At 35.9% G+C, this 24,700-nt stretch carries 31 protein-coding genes; 1 reads left to right on the forward strand and 30 read right to left on the reverse strand.

The features are described from left to right. Positions 1–27: 27 nt before the first annotated feature. The 17 genes from ACFSTA_RS17955 to metG form a co-directional block, all read right to left on the reverse strand. A complete protein-coding gene (locus ACFSTA_RS17955) occupies positions 28–258 on the reverse strand; it encodes an anti-sigma-F factor Fin (protein ID WP_377558216.1) in 231 nt (76 codons plus the stop codon). A 110-nt stretch (positions 259–368) separates the two neighbouring features. Further along, positions 369–932, reverse strand: a complete 564-nt coding sequence (gene pth / locus ACFSTA_RS17960) for an aminoacyl-tRNA hydrolase (protein WP_377558217.1) — start codon at positions 930–932, stop codon at positions 369–371. Between the two features lie 155 nt (positions 933–1,087). After that, entirely contained in the window at positions 1,088–1,723 is a 636-nt protein-coding gene (locus ACFSTA_RS17965; protein ID WP_377558218.1) for a 50S ribosomal protein L25/general stress protein Ctc, read from the reverse strand. Between the two features lie 134 nt (positions 1,724–1,857). After that, positions 1,858–2,811: a ribose-phosphate diphosphokinase gene (locus ACFSTA_RS17970; protein ID WP_377558219.1), complete on the reverse strand. Its 954-nt coding sequence runs from the start codon at positions 2,809–2,811 to the stop codon at positions 1,858–1,860. Positions 2,812–2,825: 14 nt separating this feature from the next. Next, the gene (gene glmU, locus ACFSTA_RS17975; RefSeq protein ID WP_377558220.1) at positions 2,826–4,205 is read right to left on the reverse strand and encodes a bifunctional UDP-N-acetylglucosamine diphosphorylase/glucosamine-1-phosphate N-acetyltransferase GlmU; all 1,380 of its coding nucleotides are present in this window, start codon (positions 4,203–4,205) and stop codon (positions 2,826–2,828) included. 170 nt (positions 4,206–4,375) lie between these two features. After that, positions 4,376–4,663 (reverse strand): septation regulator SpoVG, encoded by a 288-nt coding sequence (gene spoVG / locus ACFSTA_RS17980; protein ID WP_047980716.1) that lies wholly within the window; start codon positions 4,661–4,663, stop codon positions 4,376–4,378. A 384-nt stretch (positions 4,664–5,047) separates the two neighbouring features. After that, complete coding sequence (gene purR, locus ACFSTA_RS17985; protein ID WP_377558221.1) at positions 5,048–5,869, reverse strand: pur operon repressor; 822 nt, start codon at positions 5,867–5,869, stop codon at positions 5,048–5,050. A 65-nt stretch (positions 5,870–5,934) separates the two neighbouring features. Then, positions 5,935–6,786: a 4-(cytidine 5'-diphospho)-2-C-methyl-D-erythritol kinase gene (ispE, locus tag ACFSTA_RS17990; protein WP_377558347.1), complete on the reverse strand. Its 852-nt coding sequence runs from the start codon at positions 6,784–6,786 to the stop codon at positions 5,935–5,937. 398 nt (positions 6,787–7,184) lie between these two features. Next, the gene (locus ACFSTA_RS17995; RefSeq protein WP_377558222.1) at positions 7,185–7,364 is read right to left on the reverse strand and encodes a small, acid-soluble spore protein, alpha/beta type; all 180 of its coding nucleotides are present in this window, start codon (positions 7,362–7,364) and stop codon (positions 7,185–7,187) included. A 113-nt stretch (positions 7,365–7,477) separates the two neighbouring features. Next, a complete protein-coding gene (locus ACFSTA_RS18000) occupies positions 7,478–7,834 on the reverse strand; it encodes an SCP2 sterol-binding domain-containing protein (protein ID WP_377558223.1) in 357 nt (118 codons plus the stop codon). 69 nt (positions 7,835–7,903) lie between these two features. After that, entirely contained in the window at positions 7,904–8,170 is a 267-nt protein-coding gene (gene veg / locus ACFSTA_RS18005) for a biofilm formation stimulator Veg (protein ID WP_377558224.1), read from the reverse strand. Positions 8,171–8,384: 214 nt separating this feature from the next. Further along, a complete protein-coding gene (gene yabG, locus ACFSTA_RS18010; protein ID WP_377558225.1) occupies positions 8,385–9,287 on the reverse strand; it encodes a sporulation peptidase YabG in 903 nt (300 codons plus the stop codon). A gap of 322 nt (positions 9,288–9,609) precedes the next feature. Beyond that, positions 9,610–10,491, reverse strand: a complete 882-nt coding sequence (gene rsmA, locus ACFSTA_RS18015) for a 16S rRNA (adenine(1518)-N(6)/adenine(1519)-N(6))-dimethyltransferase RsmA (RefSeq protein ID WP_377558226.1) — start codon at positions 10,489–10,491, stop codon at positions 9,610–9,612. Then, a complete protein-coding gene (gene rnmV / locus ACFSTA_RS18020) occupies positions 10,478–11,053 on the reverse strand; it encodes a ribonuclease M5 (RefSeq protein ID WP_377558227.1) in 576 nt (191 codons plus the stop codon). The genes rsmA and rnmV overlap by 14 nt, the downstream gene beginning before the upstream one ends. Before the next feature lie 125 nt (positions 11,054–11,178). After that, the gene (locus ACFSTA_RS18025; RefSeq protein WP_377558228.1) at positions 11,179–12,375 is read right to left on the reverse strand and encodes a ubiquitin-like domain-containing protein; all 1,197 of its coding nucleotides are present in this window, start codon (positions 12,373–12,375) and stop codon (positions 11,179–11,181) included. Positions 12,376–12,614: 239 nt separating this feature from the next. Continuing rightward, on the reverse strand, positions 12,615–13,382 hold the full coding sequence (locus tag ACFSTA_RS18030; RefSeq protein WP_377558229.1) for a TatD family hydrolase: 768 nt from the start codon (positions 13,380–13,382) through the stop codon (positions 12,615–12,617). Between the two features lie 62 nt (positions 13,383–13,444). Then, on the reverse strand, positions 13,445–15,400 hold the full coding sequence (metG, locus tag ACFSTA_RS18035) for a methionine--tRNA ligase (RefSeq protein ID WP_377558230.1): 1,956 nt from the start codon (positions 15,398–15,400) through the stop codon (positions 13,445–13,447). A 404-nt stretch (positions 15,401–15,804) separates the two neighbouring features. Here metG and ACFSTA_RS18040 point away from each other — a divergent pair, with 404 nt between their 5' ends. Next, a complete protein-coding gene (locus ACFSTA_RS18040) occupies positions 15,805–16,083 on the forward strand; it encodes an AbrB/MazE/SpoVT family DNA-binding domain-containing protein (protein ID WP_377558231.1) in 279 nt (92 codons plus the stop codon). Between the two features lie 32 nt (positions 16,084–16,115). On the opposite strand, the gene rsmI is transcribed toward ACFSTA_RS18040, so the two are convergent. From rsmI to ACFSTA_RS18105, 13 genes are all read right to left on the reverse strand, one after another. Next, positions 16,116–17,000, reverse strand: coding sequence for a 16S rRNA (cytidine(1402)-2'-O)-methyltransferase (rsmI, locus tag ACFSTA_RS18045; protein WP_377558232.1), 885 nt, complete (start codon positions 16,998–17,000; stop codon positions 16,116–16,118). Next, positions 16,978–17,271, reverse strand: coding sequence for a GIY-YIG nuclease family protein (locus ACFSTA_RS18050; protein ID WP_377558234.1), 294 nt, complete (start codon positions 17,269–17,271; stop codon positions 16,978–16,980). Before ACFSTA_RS18050 ends, rsmI begins: the two co-directional genes overlap by 23 nt. Continuing rightward, positions 17,264–18,004, reverse strand: coding sequence for a tRNA1(Val) (adenine(37)-N6)-methyltransferase (locus tag ACFSTA_RS18055; protein ID WP_377558235.1), 741 nt, complete (start codon positions 18,002–18,004; stop codon positions 17,264–17,266). The genes ACFSTA_RS18050 and ACFSTA_RS18055 overlap by 8 nt, the downstream gene beginning before the upstream one ends. Positions 18,005–18,075: 71 nt before the next feature. After that, a complete protein-coding gene (gene yabA / locus ACFSTA_RS18060; protein ID WP_377558236.1) occupies positions 18,076–18,444 on the reverse strand; it encodes a DNA replication initiation control protein YabA in 369 nt (122 codons plus the stop codon). Positions 18,445–18,456: 12 nt separating this feature from the next. After that, positions 18,457–19,284, reverse strand: a complete 828-nt coding sequence (locus ACFSTA_RS18065; RefSeq protein ID WP_377558238.1) for a PSP1 domain-containing protein — start codon at positions 19,282–19,284, stop codon at positions 18,457–18,459. 7 nt (positions 19,285–19,291) lie between these two features. Next, entirely contained in the window at positions 19,292–20,281 is a 990-nt protein-coding gene (gene holB / locus ACFSTA_RS18070; protein ID WP_377558239.1) for a DNA polymerase III subunit delta', read from the reverse strand. 68 nt (positions 20,282–20,349) lie between these two features. After that, positions 20,350–20,784 (reverse strand): YaaR family protein, encoded by a 435-nt coding sequence (locus tag ACFSTA_RS18075; protein ID WP_377558240.1) that lies wholly within the window; start codon positions 20,782–20,784, stop codon positions 20,350–20,352. A 26-nt stretch (positions 20,785–20,810) separates the two neighbouring features. Continuing rightward, complete coding sequence (locus tag ACFSTA_RS18080; RefSeq protein ID WP_377558241.1) at positions 20,811–21,140, reverse strand: cyclic-di-AMP receptor; 330 nt, start codon at positions 21,138–21,140, stop codon at positions 20,811–20,813. Between the two features lie 14 nt (positions 21,141–21,154). Further along, entirely contained in the window at positions 21,155–21,793 is a 639-nt protein-coding gene (tmk, locus tag ACFSTA_RS18085; RefSeq protein ID WP_377558243.1) for a dTMP kinase, read from the reverse strand. Between the two features lie 114 nt (positions 21,794–21,907). Continuing rightward, positions 21,908–23,329 (reverse strand): aminotransferase class I/II-fold pyridoxal phosphate-dependent enzyme, encoded by a 1,422-nt coding sequence (locus tag ACFSTA_RS18090; protein WP_377558244.1) that lies wholly within the window; start codon positions 23,327–23,329, stop codon positions 21,908–21,910. 86 nt (positions 23,330–23,415) lie between these two features. Next, positions 23,416–23,610, reverse strand: coding sequence for a sigma factor G inhibitor Gin (locus ACFSTA_RS18095; RefSeq protein WP_377558245.1), 195 nt, complete (start codon positions 23,608–23,610; stop codon positions 23,416–23,418). Positions 23,611–23,709: 99 nt separating this feature from the next. Next, positions 23,710–23,976 (reverse strand): pro-sigmaK processing inhibitor BofA family protein, encoded by a 267-nt coding sequence (locus ACFSTA_RS18100; protein WP_377558246.1) that lies wholly within the window; start codon positions 23,974–23,976, stop codon positions 23,710–23,712. Between the two features lie 483 nt (positions 23,977–24,459). Then, a complete protein-coding gene (locus ACFSTA_RS18105) occupies positions 24,460–24,684 on the reverse strand; it encodes a YaaL family protein (RefSeq protein WP_377558247.1) in 225 nt (74 codons plus the stop codon). Positions 24,685–24,700: the final 16 nt, after the last annotated feature.

Consider the following 24,700-nt stretch of genomic DNA (forward strand, 5'->3'; position numbering starts at 1 on the left):
CCTGAACCAAAGCCTGTCCTATACGATCTACTGTATAAAATAGTCTAATTCATGATATTCTGGATGATGTCCCAAAGACTCTTCACAATTCTCACAGATTGATTGGATTTGAACATCTCCATTTGCTTGATATTCAATCATTTCTTTTTTTTCCTCATTCGATAATTTATCCCATCCTAGAATGGATGTATCTATTACTTGTTGTTCTAGCTGTCCAATTACATCTCCACAATGCCTACATTTATAGACAATAGACATGGAAATAACCTCCTCGAATAAACCATTCAATATTTTAAAGTTTGTCCGAAAAGGATTATTTTATACGATATGAAAAACAAATTTATACTTATTACATGCTTATGCATAGGTTAAGCATTAAATTCATTCATTACCTCAAGAAAAGGTTTTTCCAACCATTTTTCACAAGCATCAGCTGCCTTGTGAATACTATCAGATACTATTTCTTGCTCTGACTTTGGAAATGACCCTAGAACATAATCTACAACAGGAATAGGTGAAGTTGGTCTTCCAACTCCAATTCGTATTCGGTTAAATTCTTTTGTACCTAAATGGTCGATAATAGATCGAATACCGTTATGGCCACCATGACCACCTTTTTGTCGCAAACGAATTTTACCGGTTGGTAGATCTAATTCATCATAAATAACCAATACATCTTCTGGGGCAATTTCATAGAAGTCAATTAATGGGCGAATAGATTGACCAGAAAGATTCATATATGTTTGTGGTTGGAGAAGTACTACTTTTTCCCCTTGAAGATGCTCTATCGTATGTTTGCCATGAAATTTATCTTTTTTTAGCGGCCCCCAGCGATGACGATGAAGCAACTCATCAATAACCATAAAACCAATATTGTGACGTGTCTTTTTGTATTTTCTCCCTGGATTCCCTAATCCTACAATACATTTCATGCTTGTTTCCCTCGTTTTTTAGAAAAATTGATAGAATACAACAATCCCTCCTCATAAGAATGTATCTAATCATATCCTTTAAGGAGGGGAAGTTGTATCTAATAGATATTATCCTGCAGATGTCCGTTTCTTGGCTACAGGACGCAATTTATTTATTAATCTTCATTCCGTTCTGTTTGGGCTTCTCCAACTAATTCTGGTTCACCTTGCTCATTATCAATTCCTTCCACATCATCATTTGTAGTAGGTGTTAGGATAGTAACTACTGTTGATTCAGTATCATCTAGAATTTCATAATTTGCTGCTTTTGGTAAATCAGCAACTGTTAGAATATCACCAGTATCTAATGCCGATATATCTACGGTAATCTCTTCTGGAATTTGATTTGGTTTCGCACGAACTTGCACTTCATATAATGCTTGTTGCAAGACGCCACCATCTTTTACTCCAGTCGGCTCACCTTCTAATCGAACAGCTACAGCTACATCCATTTCTTCTGCCATATTAACAATATAGAAGTCTGCATGAACTAACTCATCTTTAACAGCGTCCAATTGATAGTCGTGAAGCATAACATCAACTGGCGTATCATTTGCAATATCTAAGGAAATAATTGCATTTCGCCCTTCATCACGTACTGTTTTAATAAGTTCAATACTATCTACAGCAATTGATTTCGATTCTTTTTCTTTTCCATATACAACAGCGGGAACTTGTCCGCCTTCTCTGAGTTTTCTAGTTGTCGATCTTGCATGATCTTCTCTTTTTACTGCTTTCAATGTAACTGACATGATTTCATCATCCTCCATTATTTGAAAACTAGATATTATCCATGCTGTTAGACAAAACTTTCTCAACCTATGAAATATTTACAATCAAAATGCTCCATATAGTAAAATTCCCCTATTTAACTTAAAATAAACCTTTAATCGAATAAAATACTTACAGACTGTTCTTCATGCACGCGTATGATTGCTTCACCAATTAAAGGAGCAACAGATAATTGGGTAACCTTTTCCGTCCTTTTTTCTGGAGGAAGTGGAATTGAATTTGTAATAACTAATTCTTTAATTTGTGAACTCTCAATTCGCTCCATTGCTGGTCCTGATAACACAGGATGTGTACAACAAGCATAAACCTCTTTTGCACCATTCTCAATTAATGCATTTGCTGCAAGCGTAATCGTTCCAGCAGTATCAATAATATCGTCGATAAGGATTGCTGTTTTTCCTTCAATATTTCCTACAATATTCATAACTTCGGCAACATTTGGTCGTGGACGTCTCTTGTCTATAATACCGATAGGTGCTTTTAATCGATCTGCCATTTTTCGAGCTCTTGTTACCCCACCATGATCTGGTGAAACAATAATAAGATCTTCAATGTTTTTTGCTTCAAAATAATCCGATAAAATTGGAACACCTTGTAAATGATCAATTGGAACATCAAAGAATCCTTGAATTTGTGGAGCGTGTAGGTCAAGTGTAATCACACGATTAGCTCCAGCAGTTTCTAATAAGTTTGCAACTAATTTAGCTGTAATAGGCTCTCTTGCACGTGATTTACGATCTTGTCTAGCGTATCCATAATATGGCATAACAATATTTATAGACCTTGCTGAAGCTCGTTTTAAAGCATCAATCATAATGAGCAGTTCCATAATATGTCGGTTTACTGGAGTACTTGTAGATTGAACTACATATACATCACACCCACGTACACTTTCTTCAATATTAATTTGAATTTCTCCATCACTAAAAGCAGATACCGTACACTTACCTAGAGTTGTACCAATATGTTCTGCAATCTCTCCTGCTAAAGCACGATTTGAGTTCAACGTAAATACTTTCAAAGATCTGTCTTTGTAAGTAGATGTCATGGAATTACCCTCCGTTAATCTTTTTTTCTGTTTTTTATTCTAGTTGCATAGCCTTCTTTGTTACTTTGTTTTGAACGCGCGATTGACAATGAGCCTTCTGGGACATCTTTTGTAATCGTGGATCCTGCTGCAATATAGGATCCTTTGCCTACAGTTACTGGAGCTACTAGGTTTGAATTACAGCCAATAAATGCATCATCTTCAATCGTCGTTAGATATTTATTTTTTCCATCATAGTTCACTGTTATTGTACCACATCCGACATTAACATTGCTTCCAACTTGCGCATCGCCAATATAACTTAAGTGGGAAACCTTGCTACCTTCTCCAAGAGTTGATTTTTTTATTTCAACAAAGTTACCAACCTTCGCTCCATTACCGATGGTTGCATCTGGTCGAATGTGAGCAAATGGACCAACGTTTACTCTGTCACCTATTTTACTATCAGTAGCAACACTTTGTTTAATAATCGTTGATTCACCAATTTCACAATTAGCGATCTCTGAGTGAGGTCCAATTTCAGCATTTTCTTTGATAACCGAACTTCCAGTAATGATCGAACCAGGATGTAGAACAACATCTTGTTCAATAATTACATCTGGATGAATATACGTATTCTCAGGGTCAATGATTGTTACGCCGTTTCGCATATGTTGCTCATTTATACGTTTTTTCATCGTTTTTTCAGCTTGTGCTAATGCAACTCGATCATTCACACCTAATGTTTCTTCAAATTCAGGAGTTACATAGGCACTAACTTTTTCGGATTTATTTTTCATAATCTCTATGACATCTGTTAAATAGTATTCACCTTGCACATTATCATTTGATACTTCTTTTAATGCTTCAAATAAAGCTTTATTATCAAAACAATATGTACCAGTATTTATTTCTTCTACTCGGAGTTCATTCTCATTGGCATCTTTATGTTCCACAATTCGTTCGACTTCATTCTTTTCATTCCGAATGACTCTACCATATCCTGATGGATTAGGAGCAATTGCAGTTAGAATGGTTGCCTTTGAACTTTCCTTTTCATGGTGCTCAAAAAGATCCAGATAAGTTTTGTTCGTAATTAATGGTGTATCCCCACACACTACAATGGTTGTCCCTTCTTTATCCTTTAATAGCTTCTCTGCTTGGATAACAGCGTGACCTGTGCCCAATTGCTCTGCTTGAAGTACGAACTTACTTTCTTCTCCTAAATGTTCTTTCACCAATTCCGCTCCGTGACCAACTATTGTTACTACTTCATCTAGGCTTACTGCTTTCACTTGATCTAGAACATGTTGCACCATCGGTCTTCCTAAAACCGGATGAAGTACTTTATATAACTTTGACTTCATTCTTGTACCTTGCCCGGCAGCAAGAATGACTGCATAACGATTCGCCATGAGGAAACCTCCAATTTAACTTTATCCATTTGAATATATCTTAAATAGAGGCTCATTTCAACAGTTACATTAGATATGGAAAAATTCACATGAAGGAAAGTATTATATACAAAAAAAGAAGGCCAATCCTGTGAAGATTAGACCTCTTGATGTTTAGTTTTTCTCATTTTTTAGGAAGCTCCAGCTTCCTCATATTCTACTTCTTCACCTGCACGGCGATATTCTTCTAATACTGCGTCTTGGATCTTCGAACGTGTATTTGAATTAATCGGATGCGCAATATCTCTGAACTCACCGTCAGGAGTGCGTTTAGATGGCATTGCAACAAACAATCCATTATTTCCGTCTATAACCCGGATATCATGGACAACAAATTCCTGATCCAACGTAATTGATGCTATTGCTCGCATTCTTCCCTCTGTATTAACGCGGCGTAATCTTACGTCAGTTACTTCCATGCTGTTTCACCACCTTTGCAAAATTAACTTAATAAAGATAATTCTACAAAGATTAAATAAATCCTGCTTAAAATTGAAAAAAGTTTAATTATTTACACAAAAAGGCAAAAATTTAATAAATTGCACGTTTAAAGAACAAAAGCGCAAGCGCTCTTACAGGCTAAAAACGCCATATCCTTGAAAAAGGAATGCACTTTTTCTGCGTGCGATGTTTTTCTCGGAAGCTTTTTCCTACTCCTATGGCATCATCGATACTAGGACGTCCTCCTGTCCGTCGGAGCTGGCGTGGTTGTTCCTGCCAAGAAGTATCCAAAAGCATTCCATTTTATAATTCCCAAGACCAAGAAAAAACCTTATTCGTTAGAAAAAGGTTTTTTACAAAAATTATTTTTTATTTGCTGCGAAATTTCCTGGTAGTACTTGTATTTTCTTCGTATTCAAATCTACATCTGAAATCTTTACTAACGATGTATACTTTTCTACCGTACGCTCTTCCTCTTCGTCGTCCGCCTCTGCTAAGACTCCAATTGCTGCCACATTTGCATTAAATTCTTCAAGTAAGCTTACCATTCCTGTTATCGTACCACCGGCCATCATAAAGTCATCTATAATACAAACATTAGCACCTTCTTGTAAACTGCGCTTAGGCAATACCATTGTTTGAATTTTTCTAGATGATCCGGAGACATAATTAATACTTACAGATGATCCTTCGGTAACTTTTGGATCTCTTCTTACGATTACAACAGGTACACTCAAAAATGATGCAACCGCATATGCTAGTGGTATTCCCTTTGTTGCAACGGTCATAACAACATCAATATCCATATCGGAAAATTTCGACGCAAAAACCCGTCCAATTTCTCGAACCATTTTTGGATCCCCTAGGATATCACTCATATAGAGATAACCACCTGGTAAAATACGAATTGGATCTTCTAACTCTTTGCATAATTCCTCAATAAACTCAAGCCCATTATCATGCGTTGATTCTGGTATAAACATAACCCCACCTGCTGATCCAGAAGTCCTTTTAAGATATCCTAATCCTTCTTCACGAAACATTTGATCAACAATATCTAAGTCTTCACTCATAGATGCTTTAGCAGCGTTATATTTCTGAGAAAAATACGGTAGGTTTCGATGTTGTCTCGGATTTTCCAGGAAAAAATTTGTTAGTGATACTAACCGACTACTTCTTTTCATATCTACACCTCAAAAACCGAATATATTCCTCTTAATATACCACTAATATACGTTTTTAAGCAAGTTTATCCTGTAATTCGTACAATATGCACGTCATGACAAAAGCCTTTCATGCTATTATAAATGCGCTGTGCCTTATTATGATGTTGTACAAGCCCATAGACAGTTGGGCCACTTCCACTCATAAGAACTCCATCTGCACCTGCTACAGCCATCTTTTGCTTAATCCGCTTTACATCTGGATATATGGACATCGTAACTGCTTCTAAAGAATTTCCAATATGATTGCAAATATTATGGAAATCCTTTTCATGTAATGCTTGTATGATTGCGTTTGTATGAGGGTGTGGTATAACATCCGTATTAACTCGATGAAAAATTGATTTTGTAGAAACTCCAATATCTGGCTTTGCTAATATAACCCAGCAGGATGGTGGAGAAGGCAGCCTTGTAATGATCTCACCTTGCCCCTTCGCGATTGCTGTTGAACCATACACACAGAATGGCACATCGGAATCAATTTTCAATCCTAGTAAAGCAAGTTCCTCTAAAGAAACCCCTACGTCCCAAAGCTTGTTCAAACCACGTAATACAGCCGCTGCATCTGTACTGCCACCACCTAAACCAGCTGATACAGGTATATTTTTTTCAATTTTTATATGGACACCCTGCTTAATCCCATATTGCACTTTAAATAATTTAGCTGCCTTATAAGCTAAATTTCTCTCATCGTTTGGAACATACCTACTCCAGAGTGATACTTCAATCCGGTCTTCCTGCAATTTATCTAATTCAATTCGATCTGCTAAATCGATAGTAGTCATAATCATTTCTACATCATGATGACCATCATTTCGCTTTCCTAAAACATCTAATGATAAATTTATTTTAGCCGGAGCCTTCTCAAAAAGAGTCATATCCGTCACCTACTTTTTTTCCTTCGCCCATTCGCAAAAACAGTTTTGAACAGTTTTCACTTTACGTAAGCAAATTGTATCATAATAAAAAAATCCAGGCGACTGGTAACTGAAAAACAACTGTTATCTCATAGGAAACCTAGCATATAGCAAGAACAAAAGCGCAAGCGCCCGTTTAGCGACGTACGAACTGGACTGAGCCGCAGGAGATAAAGGAAACACGGCAACCGAAGGAATTTAGGATGTTCGACTATGTCGAACTGTTATCGTACGGAGGTGAGGGAAGTTGCGCTAGTCGCTGGGCGCTGGAGCTGGACGTGGCTGTTCTTGCCAAGAAGTATCCACAGGTATTAAACTTTATAATTTCCTAGACAATAAGAAAAAACGGCAAATCCTTATTAGGATCTGCCGTTTTGCATATTTTGCTCGGCTATTTCAATTGCTCGTTTAACCATGTTCCCGGCATCCCTTGCCTTAATGCCGCCCCAACCTTCTCGTTGTACCGTGTCGTAAAAGCCTAACTCTTTTGCAATTTCTTCTTTCAATTGGTCGGACATCATTCCACCGCGTCGCGCCATGAAAGAACAACCCCTTTCCTGTTAAAACTTCCTACGACATCAATAGTATATGTAAATATATATATCCAAGCCATGTTATATGTATACAGAAAAGGAAATTTTTTCGTTCAACTTCAATTTGAAAAATCGTATTGCTTCAATAAGCCTTCTAATTTTAGTGCTAAACCAATATTACCGTCTACTTTTAATTTACCTGTCATGAAAGCAGTTGTACTGTTTAGTTCACCAAGCAAAAATTTCCTAAAATACTTTTCTTTCATTTTTAAAATACAACTAGGGTCTTTCTCCACGTAATCAAAAATAGCTGCGGAGCCATCTTCAAACACTAACTGATATTTCTTATCTTCTACATCAATTAATTGAAATTCATAGGTTGTGTTTAAATCGGCATAAGGACTCTTTTTTTCAAGTAGCTTCTCCTCAATTTGCTTCCATATTTCTTCCACCGTTCCAGTTTGTACCAAACTCATTCTCTATTTCCCCTTTTTTAAAATTTTCCAAAAAATATATATAAAAATATAGAACAGCAAACTCGTTGTTTACTGTTCCATCAAAAGTGCTTTTGTACGTTCATCTAGGAAGCTTAATTCTACTGTTTCAGTTAATACGTCTGCATAGCTGTATGAAACACGTTCGAATGCATTTTCTTCTTGGTCCAATTCAACAATGAAAACAGAAGGATAGGTTTCTGCTAAAATACCGGATCGCTCAATTGTTTTCCTTCTACCACCATTGGCTTTCAGTGTTAGACGTTTTCCGACTTGACCTTCAAGACCTTGCTTAATTTCGATTAATGTTTTAGCCAATACACTCCACCTCACTGTAGTTACATCATAACACAAGCTTGTTTTATAGTCAAATAAAATATTATATTATAACAAGATATGTTTTTTCCTGTCAACAACTAATTTAGCTATTACGTATATTATTTCAAAATGTTAACAAATTATGTATGAATTTTAATGTATATTTGAATAAAATTAAAACACGTACAGCTAGATTATTGGAAATTCCAATAATCTAGCTGTACGTAGTATGTTCTTCATCATCTTGACCCTGATCTTGATCTTCTTCTAAATAAGGCATACCTGTACGAAGTAGCCCTCTCGTTTCGATGCCGCCCATGCCTTTCTCACCAGTTAATGTATTGCGTAATGCATCCCATACACTTACTTTTTCCATAAAAGGTGTATATGCTATTTTGGCAGCAATATATACGGGGTCAAGTGCATGTATATTAATTCGCAAAGGTGAACTCGCAAAATTCGCTCCCGCTCGAATGAGTGATTCAAAATGTGATTGACAAGCTCCAGCAAATATTACGAGTTCATCTAAATTGGGAACAACTTTCCTTGCTTCGCGAACAGTTTCGGCAAAGAATTTTGAATGTCTATAAGCACGAAGGTCATTTTTTCTACCTTTATTCTTGGAAAAAGAATCATGACCCGTTATAACGATAATATTTGGCTGTATCTTCCGAATTAGATCTCCAATCTCAAACTGCATTTCCTTTTCGTTAATATGAACACCATGAACCTGTAATCCCAATCGTTGATAAAGTGTTATGCATTTTCGCAAATACATTTGATCTCCGTCCAAATGTAGAACACTTGCCGGTAATTGAAAATACTCTGTATATTGGTATCCATCTGTAGATTGGTACTCCCTTTTTTCCTTCATTAAATGAAAATCTTGTCGAAACAATCGATAAGAAAATTCCTCTTGTTCTTTTACTTTTAGTCTTCTTTTCTGTAAATCACGATCTTCCACTCGGATTAAGTCATCTATCGGAGCATCTGCCTCTAAGCGAATATCTTCTCCATGTAAAATAGCTCTTTTCTCTTTGAGTGAAACAATACGAAATAACAGATCGTTCTTATATGATAATCTTGTAACTAAATCACCAATTGATAAAGATACCATAAATCCACCTCACAGCCTTCACAGAAATTGAAAGCACATTGCTCCTATAGACTATGTAGATGAATCCAAACCTGTGCCTAGTACCTTTATAACGAAAATAGGGACAACGCACGATGACGTACGATATCCCTATTTTATGTCTACATGCGATGTATTGCTTCCGAAGCTTCCTTTGTCCAGCCGGAGAAAGCAAATTGCCAAGAAATAAGACCCTATCAATAGATGCATCTCCGTCCTCTTGTTTCGCTTCGTAGGCGCAAAGGAATAAAGAAGCATATTCAGAAGTACCTGACTCATCACAAGCCTGTGAAAAGCGCCTTATTTAAAGACTACGTTTATAAAAAGAATTTGCTAAAATAGCGAACTCTTCCATCGTCAATGATTCGCCACGTCTTGTTCCATCAATTCCAATCTCGTTTAGAATAGTTGTAATTTCCCCTTTATCATATACATCTTTAAAATGGCTAGTTAAATTATTCCGTAATGTTTTTCTACGCTGAGCAAAACACGCTTGTACGATTGGAAAGAAATAATCCTCATTATCGACATGAACAGGTGGTTTCTCTCTGGTTGTTAGCTTTAATATACTCGAATCAACGTTCGGTTGAGGCATAAATACACTTTTGGGCACATTCATTACAACTTCAGCATGTGTGTAATATTGTATGGCAATTGTTAAAGAGCCATAACTTTTACTATTTGGTTTCGCTGCCATACGATCTGCTACTTCTTTCTGTATCATCACAGTAAGACTAGAGACAGGTAGTTTTTCCCGCAATAATTTCATTAATATCGGCGTTGTGATGTAGTAAGGTAAGTTTGCTACAATATGTACCGGTTGTTCCGGTTCAAACTGTTCCTTTATCATCTCATGGACATTCGCTTTTAATATATCCTCATGGATGACTCGAACGTTTGAATACCCTTGAAGCGTATCATCCAAAATAGGTAATAATCGTTGATCTATTTCATAAGCCACTACGTTATCAGCATGTACTGCCAATTGCTCCGTAAGCGCACCAATACCTGGTCCAATTTCTATTGCACCTGTTTCTTTGTTTATTCCAGCATGTTTAATAATATTTTTTAATATATTTACATCAATTAAGAAATTTTGACCTAAGCTTTTTTTAAACGTAAATTTATATTTATTTAGGATCTCTTTTGTTCGGATTGGAGTCGCAATATATCTATTTGTATTCATGGCTACTATCCTCCTGTTGCAAAGTTTCCATCGCTTGGTCGAACTGACTTTTCGTTATTTGAAACATTGATAATCGCTTTAGCAATTGTTTTCCGTTAGTATGTCCAATTTGCAATAACTCACCAAGCCGTTCTCTCCTATCACTTGCTCCTGGTCCACCAATGAGTCGATTTACAATTAAGTCCTCTTTTGTAATCTCATTCTCTTCCCATTCTACTAATTCATATACATCAGCTAAAGCTTGTTGGATAGATTCAATCGATGCATGCTCTATTCCTAAGCTTTTATTATCTGGATGCTTCGCTCGTGCTTTATCCTGTGTTAAAAAGGCGTGTTTGCAACCTGGGACAGCTTGATTAATGATATGACGAATCCTCTCCCCAGGATAGTCTGGATCGGTAAAAATAATAACGCCACGTTTATCCTTTGCGTGTTGGATTTGTTTTAGTATTTTTTGATTGATAGCAGAGCCATTCGTTTCAATTGTGTCTGCATCAACAGCTAGTTTAATTTTCGTTGTATCGTCTCTTCCTTCAACTACAATTACTTCTTTTATTTTCAAAATCGTTTCCTCACTTTTATTTAAAAACTTCATAAACTCTTGTAGAGAGATAAGTCTTACTCCTTCTCTCTAGCAAAAAATAATGCTCTTACCATTATACATGGCAAGAGCATTCATTTCATAATTTAATCGATTATTTTCACTTTAACTGTTCTTACTCCCCAACTATACGCAGCTGATTTAGTTGGTACATGAACATCAATACGATTCCCCTGAATATGTCCACCAGTGTCACCAGCTATCGCTTCTCCATAGCCTTCAACCCATACTTTTGATCCTAATGGAATAACAGATGGATCGACAGCAATAACTTTCATATTAGGGTTATCATTTAAATTAATACCCGTAGTAGTATAGCCAGAACATCCGCTACAACTGGCGGTATACGCACTTGCAGTCATAGTAAACTCTTTTCCACCAGATGGTTTATTTCCTGATGATAATGTAGTCAGATTTTGGGCAGGTTTTTTCGTGCCCACTGCAACTACACGATTCTCACTATCTTGAGATACTTCTTCATCAATTAATTCACGGCTAACTTCTTTACCGTTTTCAAAGGTCACCTCGTATATTTTAACGATCTTACCATCTTGACCTTTAGCTAGAACTTTTTTCTTCCCTTTTTCAAGTGTATTGTCTTCTCGTGTTTCTGTTCTAAAAGCAATTGCTTCTTCAACTTCTTCTGTTTTTGTTTCAACACGAACAATATTAACCTTGATGTCATTTTTGACATCTTCTTTGACAGCAGGTTCGACTTTATCTTGGTCGGATAGTGAAATATTATTTGAATCTAATAATTCCTGAATCGTTCCACCTGTAGTCCAAACCTTTTCTTCATCCCCGCCATCATTAATGGTAACTTGAAATGCTTGATTAACAGCTAAATGTAAACCATCGGTAATTGCTTCATCTTTGTTATGTGAAATATCATCACGATCGGAAAATGAAAGATTATTTTCTGCTAAGAAAGCGCCGACGGTATCAGATACCGTATAATATTCTTTTTCTTCGCCATCAATCGTAACAATAATCTGTTTGGCAGTTTTGTATTCTATTTCCATACCGTTTTCGATTTCTGCATCTAGTGAATGGGATAATGCATCATGTTCGCCAACAGTAATAGCTACTTCTTCAAGCAGTTCTTTTACGGTATCAGCGTGTGTTTTAATGGTTTGAACTTCACCATTATCTGAAAGTGTCACATCTGCCTTTGTTGCTTCATAAAGTATCAAAGAAGAGAAAGCGACAAGAATCAGCACACCGATACTTGAAATAACCAGCTTCATTTTTGAGGCCGGCAATAGCTTTGAAAAATTTCGCATGCTACATGCCTCCTTAATCGTGTTTGATTATATAAACACTAGTATGCAAAGTCAAAGCATAAACGATTACGTTTGTTTTACAATTTCATTACAATCGGACATGTATATGCTGTAATCCGTTGGTATTACTGCGTTTAAGATTGTTGCTTTTGGCATAAAAAAAAGACTAGATTTTGCACTAGTCTTTACTTATTGTATAAATTACCCATGTAAATATACCCATTTATTCCAAATTATTTTCATTTTATCCCAAATAAAGTAAATGCATTATCAGTCGTATTTTTACTTATTTCATCGAATGACAAACCCCTTAATTCGGCAATTTTTTCAGCAACTAATTTTACATATGCGGGTTCATTTCGTTTTCCGCGATTTGGGTGTGGTGCGAGAAATGGTGCATCTGTCTCAACTAACAAGCGGTTTAATGGTACACTTGCTGCTACTTCTTTTGGTAAGGGGGCATTTTTAAATGTTACTGGCCCACCGAGAGAAATGTAGAAGTTCATTTCTAGACATGCTTGCACATAACTTATAGAGTCATTGTAGCAATGCATGATACCTCCAACTTCTTTCGCATCTTCCTCCTGTAAAATTTCAATAATGTCTTCTGTTGCTTCTCGATTGTGTATGATGATTGGCATATTTACTTTCTTCGCTAAACGAATTTGTTTGCGAAATACTTCCTTTTGTATTTCCTTTGGTGATTTATCCCAATGATAATCTAGACCCATTTCACCAATTGCTACTACTTTCGGATGTGACGATAGCTCCTCAATCCAGGCTAGGTCCTCATCTTTCATATCAATCGCATCCACTGGATGCCAGCCAACAGCAGCATAAATCGTATCATACTGTTCGGCAATCTCTATTGCTAGTGGAATCGTTTCTCGATCAAAACCTACCACAACCATATATTTAACACCTGTATCAAATGCACGTTGAATCACTTCATCTCGATCTTCGATAAATTGTCTTGCATTAACGTGTACATGCGTATCAAATAACATCCTATCAACCTCCAAAAGAAAAGGTCAGCTTCCACTATTGTAGAAGAAGACCTTGAATTCACTTATTTTACTACAGAACCATTTGGTAAATCACTTTCCACTGTTGCAAGGGATAACTTACCCTCTTCATCTTCACCAGAAAGGATCATACCTTCTGACATTTCTCCTCGCAATTTAACTGGCTTAAGATTTGTAACACAAATAACCTTTCTACCAATCAAATCGTCCGTTTGATAATGTTCCGCAATACCGGAGATAACTTGTCGTTTTTCTGCACCTAAATCTATTTGAAGCTTCAATAATTTATTTGCTTTTTTCATTTTTTCAGCTTTAACTATTTCAGCAACTCTTAGATCAAGCTTCATAAAATCATCATAGACAATTTGCTCTTTTGTCTCCGGTAGTTTTGTTTCCTCTTTCTTTTCTTCTACTGGCTTTTTCATCATCGCCTTAATCGCAGCTACTTCCTCATCGACATCTAAACGAGGAAAAATAGGATGCCCTTTTTCCACCTTGGTTCCCGCTTTTATTAATCCATGATTATATACAGTATCCCATTCTTTTAAGGAATCATCCGTTATACCCAGCTGTTTGAATATTTCAGTTGGGGATTTTGTTAAGAACGGCTGAAGCATAACAGCAACAATACGTAATGAATCTGCTAAGTGAGCCATAACATTTCCTAGTCGATCCTTCTTACTATCATCTTTAGCTAAAACCCATGGTTCTGTTTCATCAATATATTTATTTGTTCTACTAATTAATTGCCATAAGGAAGAAAGTGCTACCGAAAATTGCATATCTTCCAATGCCTTTTCCACTTTCTCAATCGTTTCTTTCGTAAACGCTTCTAAGGATTGATCAACCTCTGTTTCTGAGGCAACATATGCTGGGATCTCCCCATTAAAATATTTTTCAATCATTGCAACCGTACGATTTAATAAGTTTCCAAGGTCGTTTGCTAAATCAAAGTTTGTCCGTTCTACAAATCCTTCTGGCGTAAAGACACCATCTGAACCAAATGGTACTTCACGTAATAAATAATATCGTAAGGCATCTAATCCATAACGATCTATTAGACTCACAGGGTCAACGACATTACCTTTTGATTTCGACATCTTGCCATCTTTCATCAAAATCCAACCATGTGCAAATACTTTCTTTGGTAATGGTAAATCAAGCGCCATTAGCATGATTGGCCAATAAATAGTATGGAAACGAACAATTTCTTTACTCATTAAATGCACATCAGCTGGCCAATATTTTTGATATTTTTCATCATTATCTGTACCATATCCAAGGGCTGTAATATAATTACTTAATGCATCAACCCAAACATAAATAACATGCTTCGGATCACCAGGAACTTTAACTCCCCAGTCAAACGTTGTTCGAGAGACTGCCAAATCCTCTAATCCCGGATTAATAAAATTACTTAGCATTTCATTTTTACGACTTACTGGTTGAATGAATTCTGGATGCTCATCATAATATTGTACAAGTCGATCTACATACTTGCTCATTTTAAAGAAATAAGACTCTTCTTTTACCTTTTCAACTGAACCCCCACAATCTGGACAATGGCCATCTTCAAGTTGGCGCTCCGTAAAAAATGACTCATCAGAGGTACAATACCAGCCTTCGTACTCATCCAGATAAATATCACCTTGTTTTACTAGCTGGTCAAATATTTTTTCTACTACTTTTTTATGGCGTTCTTGTGTTGTTCGAATAAAATCATCATTCGTGATTTCAAGTTTTTTCCACAACTCTTGAATACTACTTACAATGTCATCAACATATTCCTGAGGTGATACACCTTTTTCTTCCGCTTTTCGTTGGATTTTTTGTCCATGCTCATCCGTTCCAGTTAAGTACATTACATCAAATCCGCGCATTCTTTTATATCGTGATATTGCATCTCCTGCAACAGTGGAGTATGCATGACCTATATGTAATTTCCCACTTGGGTAATAAATAGGAGTCGTTATATAAAAAGTTTTCTTTTCCGTAGACATTACCTTTCCTCCTCATTCACCTTTCAAATTATTCATGCTTCTATTGTAGCGATTTTAACACAAGTTTTCCATTATATTATCATGTTAATCGTAAAAGATGGCTTCCTATTCCGTTATTTACCAGTCATTAATTTGAAATCTGCTACAAATGTCGAATATTGTCGAATGGATTTTTTTCAATAAACTTCCTACCATTATGCACAAAAAAATTCAAATTTATATTAAAAAATAGGTTTAACAATAAAAAATTTCGGGTATATGAATATCAATATATCAAATTTTCCCATTATTTTTTGTTTTATATAAAAATTTATTGACACTATTGGGAATCGTTGGTATTATATTAAATAAGCAGATGTCGAAAAATGACGAAATATGATTTTTTATATTAAGGGGGACGTATAATGAAGTCTACTGGTATTGTAAGAAAGGTTGATGAACTTGGACGAGTTGTAATTCCAATTGAATTACGCCGCACACTTGATATTAATATCAAAGATCCTTTAGAAATCTATGTTGATAATGACAAAGTGGTTCTAAAGAAATATCAACCAAATATGTCATGCCACATAACAGGTGAAACATCTGATGATAACGTATCACTAGCAGATGGAAAACTAGTACTTAGTCCAGAAGGTGCAAAAGCATTAATAGATGAAATTCAATCAAGATTTAATGTGTAATAGAATTATACGTAAAAGAGCTGACTTTTTTGTCAGCTCTTTTCATTTTCTATATGATATGCTTGATATACGTCGCGTTTTGGTAATTGTCTTTCTTTTGCAACCCGTTTTATGGCCTCTTTATTCGACAAGCTTGCTTCACGTATATAATGTTCAACATGGTCAATGACAGATAAATGACTCCACCATATATCAATTATATCCGCTTCTTTTTCATCACTACCTTCGACTACTAAACAAAATTCACCTTTTAACTCTGTAGATTCCGCCCAGTTTAACAATTCTTCGGCATTCCCACGTACATATTCTTCGAAGCGTTTAGTTAATTCTCTTGCGATCGTTACTTGTCGATTACCTAGTTGTTCTTTTATAGCTTTTAAAGTTTCTTTGATTCGATATGGTGACTCATAAAATAATAGGGTTGCTTTTAAAGCTTTTAAACGTATAAGTTCCGCTTCTTTTTCTTTTTTCTTCCTCGGTAGAAATCCATAAAAATAAAATTCTGTTGAAGGTAACCCAGATCCTACTAGAGCACATAATGCTGCATTTGCACCAGGTAAAACAATAACAGGTAAATCATTCTCTAACACAGCTTGTACCAACTCATATCCAGGATCAGATATGGCAGGCATACCAGCATCGCTTACTATAGCAACTTGTTCTCCATTTTGTATCCTTGAAACCAGTTGGTTTTCTCGCTCCATTTTATTATGTTCATGATAACTAATAAGTGAAGTCGGAATGTCAAAGTGATTCAATAATTTAATAGTGTTCCGTGTATCCTCTGCCGCTATTACAGATACTTGTTGCAAAATTGTTAGTGCCCGGTATGTAATATCTTCGAGGTTACCAATTGGCGTTGGAACGACATATAACACACCTTCTGTAGTTTGATCAAAGCTCTTTTGTATCTGCATGTTGCATAACCTCTTTCAATTGATCACGAATTAGCTGGAACTTCCCTTTACGAGTAAGTTGTTTTATTTCATACTCCCGTTGCATTGCTTTTTCCTTAGAAGGATATTTTTCCACAAACAGGACTTGAAATGGTCCACGCCCACGGGTATATTTCGCTCCTTTACCACTTTCATGCATTTTTAATCGTTGCTCCAAGTCATTGGTATAACCTGTATATAACGTATTATCATTACATTTTAAAATATATACCGTATATGCGATCTCATCCATATATAATCTCCTTTGCTTCCGCTGTATATGTACCATCTTCTTGATATATATAAAGAGGGGGTAAAATAGTTAAGTCTGCCTTCCCATCACGAATTCCTTCTACAAGTAACATATTCGCTTCCTTACCTTTCTTCGGATAGACAAGCTGTATTCGTTTTGGTTCTAATTTATATGCCCTAAAGGTCGTTATAATATCAACAAGCCTACCAGGTCGATGCACCATGGCTACTTTTCCTCCTGGTCGAACATGTAACTTACACGCTTTTACAACATCTTCTAACGTACAATACACTTCATGTCTCGCAATCGTTAAATAATCATTTTGATTATATTCTGTCCGTGATGGTGTTTTAAAATAAGGAGGGTTACACGTAACAACATCAAAATTACTTTGCCCTAAGTATGGCTGCATTTCCTTTAAATCTCCGTGAATCATGTTTATTTGATTTGTTAAATCATTGCATTCCACACTACGTTTAGCCATGTCGATAATTCTGTCCTGGATTTCAACACCCGTAATCTTTGCTTGTGTTCGCCTAGATAATAAAAGGGGGATAGCTCCATTACCAGAACATAAGTCAAGTATTGATCCCTTTTTAATTGGTACATAGGCAAAATGTGAAAGTAAAACCGCATCAAGAGAAAAAGAAAAAGCAGTTGGGCTTTGAATGATTTGTAAACTCTCATCCGCTACTAAAAAATCCAAGCGTTCATCGTCAAATAATTGTACCATGGTATATTCCTTTCATCTCATCACAATATTAAAATGCTGCCTCGTATCTTATGATACGTAGACAGCATACATTATACTTTATTTTTTTTACTTAGAAAATCAAGACAAAACATACAATCATCATTTTGTCTCGGACTACCAAATTCTAAATTACAAATATGGAAGCCCTCTTCATAAATTCTAGCTAAATTATCATGACCCTCACTCGGAATGTCCTTAGCAGGTTGCCTTTGTTGATTCGTTGCTTCATTATTTGCTACACTATCTTGATCTTTATCCAAGCGATTTCGCAAATGATGATTCTCCATTTCCAGGCGATGGTTTTCTTCTAAAAGTTCGCCAAGCTTTCCTTTTAAATCACCAAGTTGTTCATATAACTCGCCTATTTGTTTTTCCATATCCGATACTTGGTCAAATATTTGTCTCTTATTCTTTTTCATGCTACCACTCCATTATTTTTGGCCCTGAGCTGTAACAATTCCTTCTTCGATGAGTTCATCTAACGTATATTCTATAACACGTTCTTTTTCTGGGATTTCAATTTGTATTAAACGCTCTAAAATATTTAATCCGACTACTTTTCCTCGACCATATGGCGTTTTAACATTCTGCCCTATATCTGGTAATTCTCGTTTTGCTTCTTCATAATCATCATTCTCATATTTCAAGCAACACATTAAACGACCACATAATCCAGATATTTTCGCAGGATTCAACGATAGATTCTGATCTTTTGCCATTTTAATAGATACCGGCTCAAAATCTCCTAAGAAAGTTGAACAGCAAAGCATCCTACCGCATGGACCGATTCCACCGAGCATTTTTGCTTCATCACGCACACCAATCTGACGAAGCTCAATTCTTGTCTTAAACATTGCTGCCAAGTCTTTTACTAAATTGCGAAAATCCACACGACCATCAGCGGTAAAGTAAAATATGATCTTATTGCGATCAAAGGTATATTCTACATCAACTAGATTCATATCCAGCTTATGCTCAATGATCTTTTCTGTACATGTATTAAAAGCTTTCTCTGCATATTCCTTATTTTCAACTATGGTAATCTTGTCCGTATCAGTCGCTGTACGAATGACTTTTTTCAATGGGAGTACAACATCCTCCTCATCTACATTTTTGTTCGTAATGACAACCTTACCAAACTCAATCCCTCGAACCGTCTCGACGATAACATAGCTATCTACCTCGATTTGATGGTCGTCCGGATCGAAATAATATATTTTACCCGCTTTTTTAAAGCGAACACCTATTACTTCTATCACGTTTTTATCACCTCTGAATTTGAAGTGTCAATTGCTCCATTACCAACGTTGGATGGACATTTTGCTTCAATTTTTGTTTAGCTTGTAATAGGTGATGTAAGATCGACACAAGCTTTTCTTGTGAGAAATACATCCCTAATCGCTCAAGCCGCTCTTCCCCAGGAGTGAAAACTACTAGCCTGTCTTCATTCCCAATATGAAAATATAATATATCCTTAAAAGCGAGCAATAATAGATCCAGTCCTTGCTCCTGCTCTTTACGTTCTTTAAAATTGGTTACCCAATGATTATGAATAAATAAGTATGCATCATCAGGCGCATCAGTAAATGCTTCTACTAATTGTACCATTAACTTTCTTGCAGTTGCAAACCACTCATCTTCGTTCAAAGCCATTGCTTCTTCCAAATTATTCGTTAACGCACTAATTAATTTTGCACTTCTATCTTGGACTTCAGCATCTATTAATTGTTGTTGAAAATTGGTTGGGTTCAGAGGCTGTAGATCAATCACCTGACACCTTGACCGAATTGTAGGGATAATAGATTGACTATTTTCCGTAAGCATGATTGCTGTCGTTTTTTTACTTGGTTCTTCTAAAAATTTTAGAATGCGATTTGCTGCATTTACTGTTAACGTGTCAGCACCGATAATAATGTATACTTTCTGATTTGATTCTACTCCAGAATACGTAAATTCTTTTTGTAAATTTCTTATCTGATCCATTTTAATAGATTGACCATCTGGTTCCACCCAGTGTACATCTGGGTGGTTTCTAGATTCAATTCGCTTACAGGCTGTACACGTATGACACGGTTCAACACCTTGCTTATGCTCACAAAACAGACCTTTGGCAAGTAACCGTGCAATAGCTTCTTTACCGGTTCCACGTTCTCCCTGTAGTAAGTATGCATGTGAAACGCGGTCTTTTTTTATACTATTGGTTATTATTTTACTTACTAGTGGTTGTACTTCAGCTACATCTGACCACGTTTTCATATTAACCCATCCTAGTCTATAAACTAACGTCCAGCTTTAGCACCAGCGACGGGCGCTTTCGCTTCTGCTCATGTATATAAATTAATCAGTAAACCTTTTATTTCTCCAATAAGTCCTAACAGGTCTACTGTCTTTTTTTCTTGGTTCATAATTTCCTCAGTTAATTCTATTAATTTCTCGTCTATTTCTTTAACAATTGTTAAATTACGGCTATTACCCGTAAAACTAAAGCTATGAGATTTTTGTAAATCTAGTCCACTTGAAACGGTTTCTTTCAAAAAGCCTTTTACTAATCGTTTAAATTTTACTAAATCCTTAAAAGAACGATAACGTGCTAACTTATTTCCTTGTAACGTTATATCTTGCATTAACTTTTGTAACCCAGACTGTTGCAATTTTTGAGTTTGGGACTGAACAATGGTTTGAAAGGATTGTTTCCCCTCTGTATTTGATTGGATATTCTTATTAGTGACTTGTGATCGCATTTCCTGACTGATTTTCATTGGTTCAGCCCCCCTTCATTTTATAATTAAAATTGTACAAATGATTCGATTGGAAGAATAAATACTGTAGCGCCACCAACTTCTACTTTTACTGGTTTTGGAATATAGGAATCAGCATTCCCTCCCATTGGTGAGATAGGTGCTACCATTTGCTCTCGTTTGGAACAATTATCACGAATAATATCTAATGCATCGTCCACATATTGGTCTTCACAACCAATCATTAACGTTGTATTTCCTTCTTTTAAAAATCCACCAGTTGTAGCAAGCTTTGTTGTCTTAAAATTATCTTTACCTAGTGCATCGGTTAATCGATTAGAATCCTTATCTTGAACAACAGCAATAATTAATTTCATGGATTATCCCTCCTTTACGAATTTGTTTTATTCAAAAATTGAAGAACCATTTCCAAGGTTTCTTGCTCTACTTCCTCTATCGTTTGATCAGCATCAATAACCCGAAAACGATCTGGGAATCGTTCAATTAACTGTTGATATGCTTCATACACATCTTCATGGAATTTCATTTTCTCCAAATCTAAACGATTTCTTTCTCTATCTTTATTCACCATAATGCGGTCTAATCCCTTTTTTGGTTCGATATTAAAAAATAAAGTTAAATTCGGCATGGAATCTTGAATCGCAAATTGATTAATAGCAAATACCTCATCCATCCCTAATCCTCTTGCGTACCCTTGATAAGCAAGGCTACTATCGATGAAACGGTCACATAATATAATTTTTCCTTCGTTTAAAGCTGGAAGAACCTTCTCAACTAAATGCTGTCTTCTTGCTGCAGCATATAATAAAGCTTCTGTTCTTCCATCCATTTCTTTATGTTCGGGATTTAAAATGATTTCTCTTATTTTTTCGGCAATATCAATACCACCTGGTTCTCTAGTAGATAAAACATCATACCCTAGTTCTTGAAGTTTTTTTTCTGTTGAACGAAGTACAGAAGTCTTTCCTGCTCCTTCGCCACCTTCGAATGTTATAAAATAGCCACTCACGTATTCCTACTCCTTTAGAGGATGTTCAAAAAGTCCAATGAAAATGACATATCGAATTTCTTTGCGAATTAAGCCGACGAGGTCTTCTTCATCCTCCGTTTGAACAAAATTTATTTACACCTGAAAAACTCGGATGCCTTGATCTATGTGTAAATGCTGAATCGTAGCACCTTGCTCGATTAGTTGGTTAATCTGACTTATATGTGTTTCTTGTATTTTTTCACCTTTTACAATCAGAGGAATCCCTGGTGGATAAGGGATAATGGATTCTGCAGCAATACATCCGACAGCTTCCGATAACGTTACCTTGTTTGTTTTCTGTTTGTTCATTTCTTGATAAGACAAAGCTAACTCTTGTAAAGGCTCTGAAAAAAGTATACTTACATCTATTGTAGCATGGTTTTGGTTATATTTTAATTGTTCATTCATGGTTTTTACTGCTTTTTCAAGTTTAATAATTGTTTTGAGTCGTTCTAAACCGTGAATGATTAGAACTTGATTTGATGTCGCGAGCTCGGTATAAATACCTTCACGTTCGAAGTAACTTGCTACCTCAAAACCAGTAAGGCCCTCATTTACGTGTAATATTAGCTTCAGAGGATCATCGCTAGTTAAGACCTTCCAATGAATTCCTTTCGTTAATGTTTCTCTAACCTGCTGTACACTATGTAGGATTTCACCGATATTTTTTTCGGATAAGGTAGCCAAGAAAGAACGAGTTACGTCTAACGATGCCATCAAAGGGTAAGAAGGACTGCTAGATTGCAACATTTGCAAATAGTGTGCAATTTGTCCTTTAGACATATACCGAGACCTGATATGTAAATAGGAAGTCATTGTCATAGCAGGAGCCATTTTATGAGCTGATTGAACCACAACATCGGCACCAAGTGTTAATGCAGGTGATGGGAATGGTTCTCCTAAAGAAAAATGGACACCATGTGCTTCATCGACAAGGACTGGAATATTCGCTTGATGTGCAATTTCGATCATATCTCTTATCGCATATGTTTCTCCAAAATAATCTGGGTATGTAAGAACAATTGCCTTTGCATCCGGATGTTTCCGAATCGCTTCATTAACTGTTTGGAGGCTTGGTGCTGTATAGCGATCAACTTCATGATCATATTCTGGACGAATAAAGATTGGTGTAGCGCCACTTAATTCTAATCCGTTCATAATTGATTTATGGCTATTTCGCTGAACGATAACCTTATCCCCGACTGAACATGCTGCTAGGATCATCGCTAAATTACCTACCGTACTCCCACCAACTAAGAAAAAAGAATGATCTGCTTGAAAATAATCTGCTGCTAATTGTTCCGCCTCTGCAATGATTCCTTGTGGAGCATGCAAATCATCTAAACCCTTTAATTCCGTTAAATCAATTGGCAGGATGGAATCAAAATATTTTTTCGCTTCTTGCGGAAACACAGTTCCGTTTTTATGCCCCGGAACATGAAAGGATTGTGGATTACGACTAGCGAAATTAGTTAATTCTCTAAATAATGGTGTGTTGTTATGGTTCATTTTCATCGTAGCTTCCCTTTCAAATGATGTTAATATAATCTTAACAACAAAAAAGACCTTTGCAAGTATTGTACAAAGGCCATACATATAATCTATGAAAACATTGTTGGTTGATTAATATTTTTTAATTTTTGTAAGTAATATTGATATTTTTCCTCTCGAGGTTCGGTGTGAATCATATTGTACTCACATTCCGTACAAATAAACATGTTATACAAATGTATGCCTTGGCGTTTCTTTTCCTCGCAAATTCCACAATGATGATTTTCAGCAATTCTTTCTTCCATCATTCCCACCTCCGTTAAACTAGTAAATAGTTTCTCCTAATCTAACGGAATTTATACGGAAATCTTTGAAATTTTTTTCATAGGATCATTAGATAATAGCTATGGAATAATAAATATATGAATTGCTACCAGTGAAGCTATTCCAAAAATCCCTAAGAATCCAGAAATAACAGCTGTAAATAAATTAATTGGAATATGCAATCCAATTGAACCACCAAGCACGTTCAAGAAAAATAAAAATAATACACCAATCCCTAATTTTACGGTTCCTTGTGCAATAAAACGCATCGGTTTCACAGGAGCACCAACAAATAACAAGATTACAATTAATGCAACCATGGTCGTAATAACTAATGTAGAGCTCATAGCGATAATCAACTCCTTTTTCCTTGTCCCATTACTAGTATTTATGATAGGAAACAGAAAAAAAGAACCGAGAAATAAGCAATATGATTATTTATATATGTTTGATATAGCTTAATTGAATACAGTATTTTTTTAAGAAATAATCCTACTTCTTTCTCTTAACTAAAATATGCCTTTTAAAAGGTTGTTACTCTTTTTTAGTATGAACATTAATGGATAGTTGATGTGAGGTGCGAAGTAACTGCAACGTGACCATCGGTTATTTTCTTTTCACCATTCGGGCTTTCATCACTGCTATGAACGACCGTTTAGCTCTTTTTTATTCTGAAGTGCGCCATCTTTTTAAGTTATTTCGCAGTCTATGTAAAAAGAGCAACAGACATGTGATAATAGCCTGAATACATAATATCCTGCAAAAATTTTAGGATCAACATCATCCAATTTTAAGAAAAAGGCAAGGGATAAATTCCCTTGCCTCTTCCTTTATTTACTATACCTTACTGCACTTATTTTACGTTCTCGAGCTTCTCTTAGTAAAAACATATATTTAGACTGTGCTAGTAACTCACTATTTTTACCATCCATTGTAGGCTCAATGCTTTTATTTACTAAAGATTTAATTTGTTTCCATTCACGCTCAATCGTAAAAAGTGCATCTAATAAGGTTTCGTCGACTTCTCGCTTGCGTTTCTTTCTCTTCCTTCCCACTTTTCGTCACCTTATT

Source organism: Ornithinibacillus salinisoli, assembly GCF_042684965.1.
In the GTDB taxonomy this organism is placed as follows: domain Bacteria; phylum Bacillota; class Bacilli; order Bacillales; family Amphibacillaceae; genus Ornithinibacillus; species Ornithinibacillus salinisoli.

Bases quoted from the DNA above. Each gene is read 5' to 3' on its own strand.
- ACFSTA_RS17955 (WP_377558216.1), bottom strand. From the start codon at position 258: ATGTCTATTGTCTATAAATGTAGGCATTGTGGAGATGTAATTGGACAG.
- pth (WP_377558217.1), bottom strand. From the start codon at position 932: ATGAAATGTATTGTAGGATTAGGGAATCCAGGGAGAAAATACAAAAAG.
- ACFSTA_RS17965 (WP_377558218.1), bottom strand. From the start codon at position 1,723: ATGTCAGTTACATTGAAAGCAGTAAAAAGAGAAGATCATGCAAGATCG.
- ACFSTA_RS17970 (WP_377558219.1), bottom strand. From the start codon at position 2,811: ATGACATCTACTTACAAAGACAGATCTTTGAAAGTATTTACGTTGAAC.
- glmU (WP_377558220.1), bottom strand. From the start codon at position 4,205: ATGGCGAATCGTTATGCAGTCATTCTTGCTGCCGGGCAAGGTACAAGA.
- spoVG (WP_047980716.1), bottom strand. From the start codon at position 4,663: ATGGAAGTAACTGACGTAAGATTACGCCGCGTTAATACAGAGGGAAGA.
- purR (WP_377558221.1), bottom strand. From the start codon at position 5,869: ATGAAAAGAAGTAGTCGGTTAGTATCACTAACAAATTTTTTCCTGGAA.
- ispE (WP_377558347.1), bottom strand. From the start codon at position 6,786: ATGACTCTTTTTGAGAAGGCTCCGGCTAAAATAAATTTATCATTAGAT.
- ACFSTA_RS17995 (WP_377558222.1), bottom strand. From the start codon at position 7,364: ATGGCGCGACGCGGTGGAATGATGTCCGACCAATTGAAAGAAGAAATT.
- ACFSTA_RS18000 (WP_377558223.1), bottom strand. From the start codon at position 7,834: ATGAGTTTGGTACAAACTGGAACGGTGGAAGAAATATGGAAGCAAATT.
- yabG (WP_377558225.1), bottom strand. From the start codon at position 9,287: ATGGTATCTTTATCAATTGGTGATTTAGTTACAAGATTATCATATAAG.
- rsmA (WP_377558226.1), bottom strand. From the start codon at position 10,491: ATGAATACAAATAGATATATTGCGACTCCAATCCGAACAAAAGAGATC.
- ACFSTA_RS18025 (WP_377558228.1), bottom strand. From the start codon at position 12,375: ATGCGAAATTTTTCAAAGCTATTGCCGGCCTCAAAAATGAAGCTGGTT.
- ACFSTA_RS18030 (WP_377558229.1), bottom strand. From the start codon at position 13,382: ATGTTATTTGATACGCATGTACACGTTAATGCAAGACAATTTATCGAA.
- metG (WP_377558230.1), bottom strand. From the start codon at position 15,400: ATGTCTACGGAAAAGAAAACTTTTTATATAACGACTCCTATTTATTAC.
- ACFSTA_RS18040 (WP_377558231.1), top strand. From the start codon at position 15,805: ATGAAGTCTACTGGTATTGTAAGAAAGGTTGATGAACTTGGACGAGTT.
- rsmI (WP_377558232.1), bottom strand. From the start codon at position 17,000: ATGCAGATACAAAAGAGCTTTGATCAAACTACAGAAGGTGTGTTATAT.
- ACFSTA_RS18050 (WP_377558234.1), bottom strand. From the start codon at position 17,271: ATGGATGAGATCGCATATACGGTATATATTTTAAAATGTAATGATAAT.
- ACFSTA_RS18055 (WP_377558235.1), bottom strand. From the start codon at position 18,004: ATGGTACAATTATTTGACGATGAACGCTTGGATTTTTTAGTAGCGGAT.
- yabA (WP_377558236.1), bottom strand. From the start codon at position 18,444: ATGAAAAAGAATAAGAGACAAATATTTGACCAAGTATCGGATATGGAA.
- holB (WP_377558239.1), bottom strand. From the start codon at position 20,281: ATGAAAACGTGGTCAGATGTAGCTGAAGTACAACCACTAGTAAGTAAA.
- ACFSTA_RS18075 (WP_377558240.1), bottom strand. From the start codon at position 20,784: ATGAAAATCAGTCAGGAAATGCGATCACAAGTCACTAATAAGAATATC.
- ACFSTA_RS18080 (WP_377558241.1), bottom strand. From the start codon at position 21,140: ATGAAATTAATTATTGCTGTTGTTCAAGATAAGGATTCTAATCGATTA.
- ACFSTA_RS18090 (WP_377558244.1), bottom strand. From the start codon at position 23,329: ATGAAAATGAACCATAACAACACACCATTATTTAGAGAATTAACTAAT.
- ACFSTA_RS18095 (WP_377558245.1), bottom strand. From the start codon at position 23,610: ATGGAAGAAAGAATTGCTGAAAATCATCATTGTGGAATTTGCGAGGAA.
- ACFSTA_RS18100 (WP_377558246.1), bottom strand. From the start codon at position 23,976: ATGAGCTCTACATTAGTTATTACGACCATGGTTGCATTAATTGTAATC.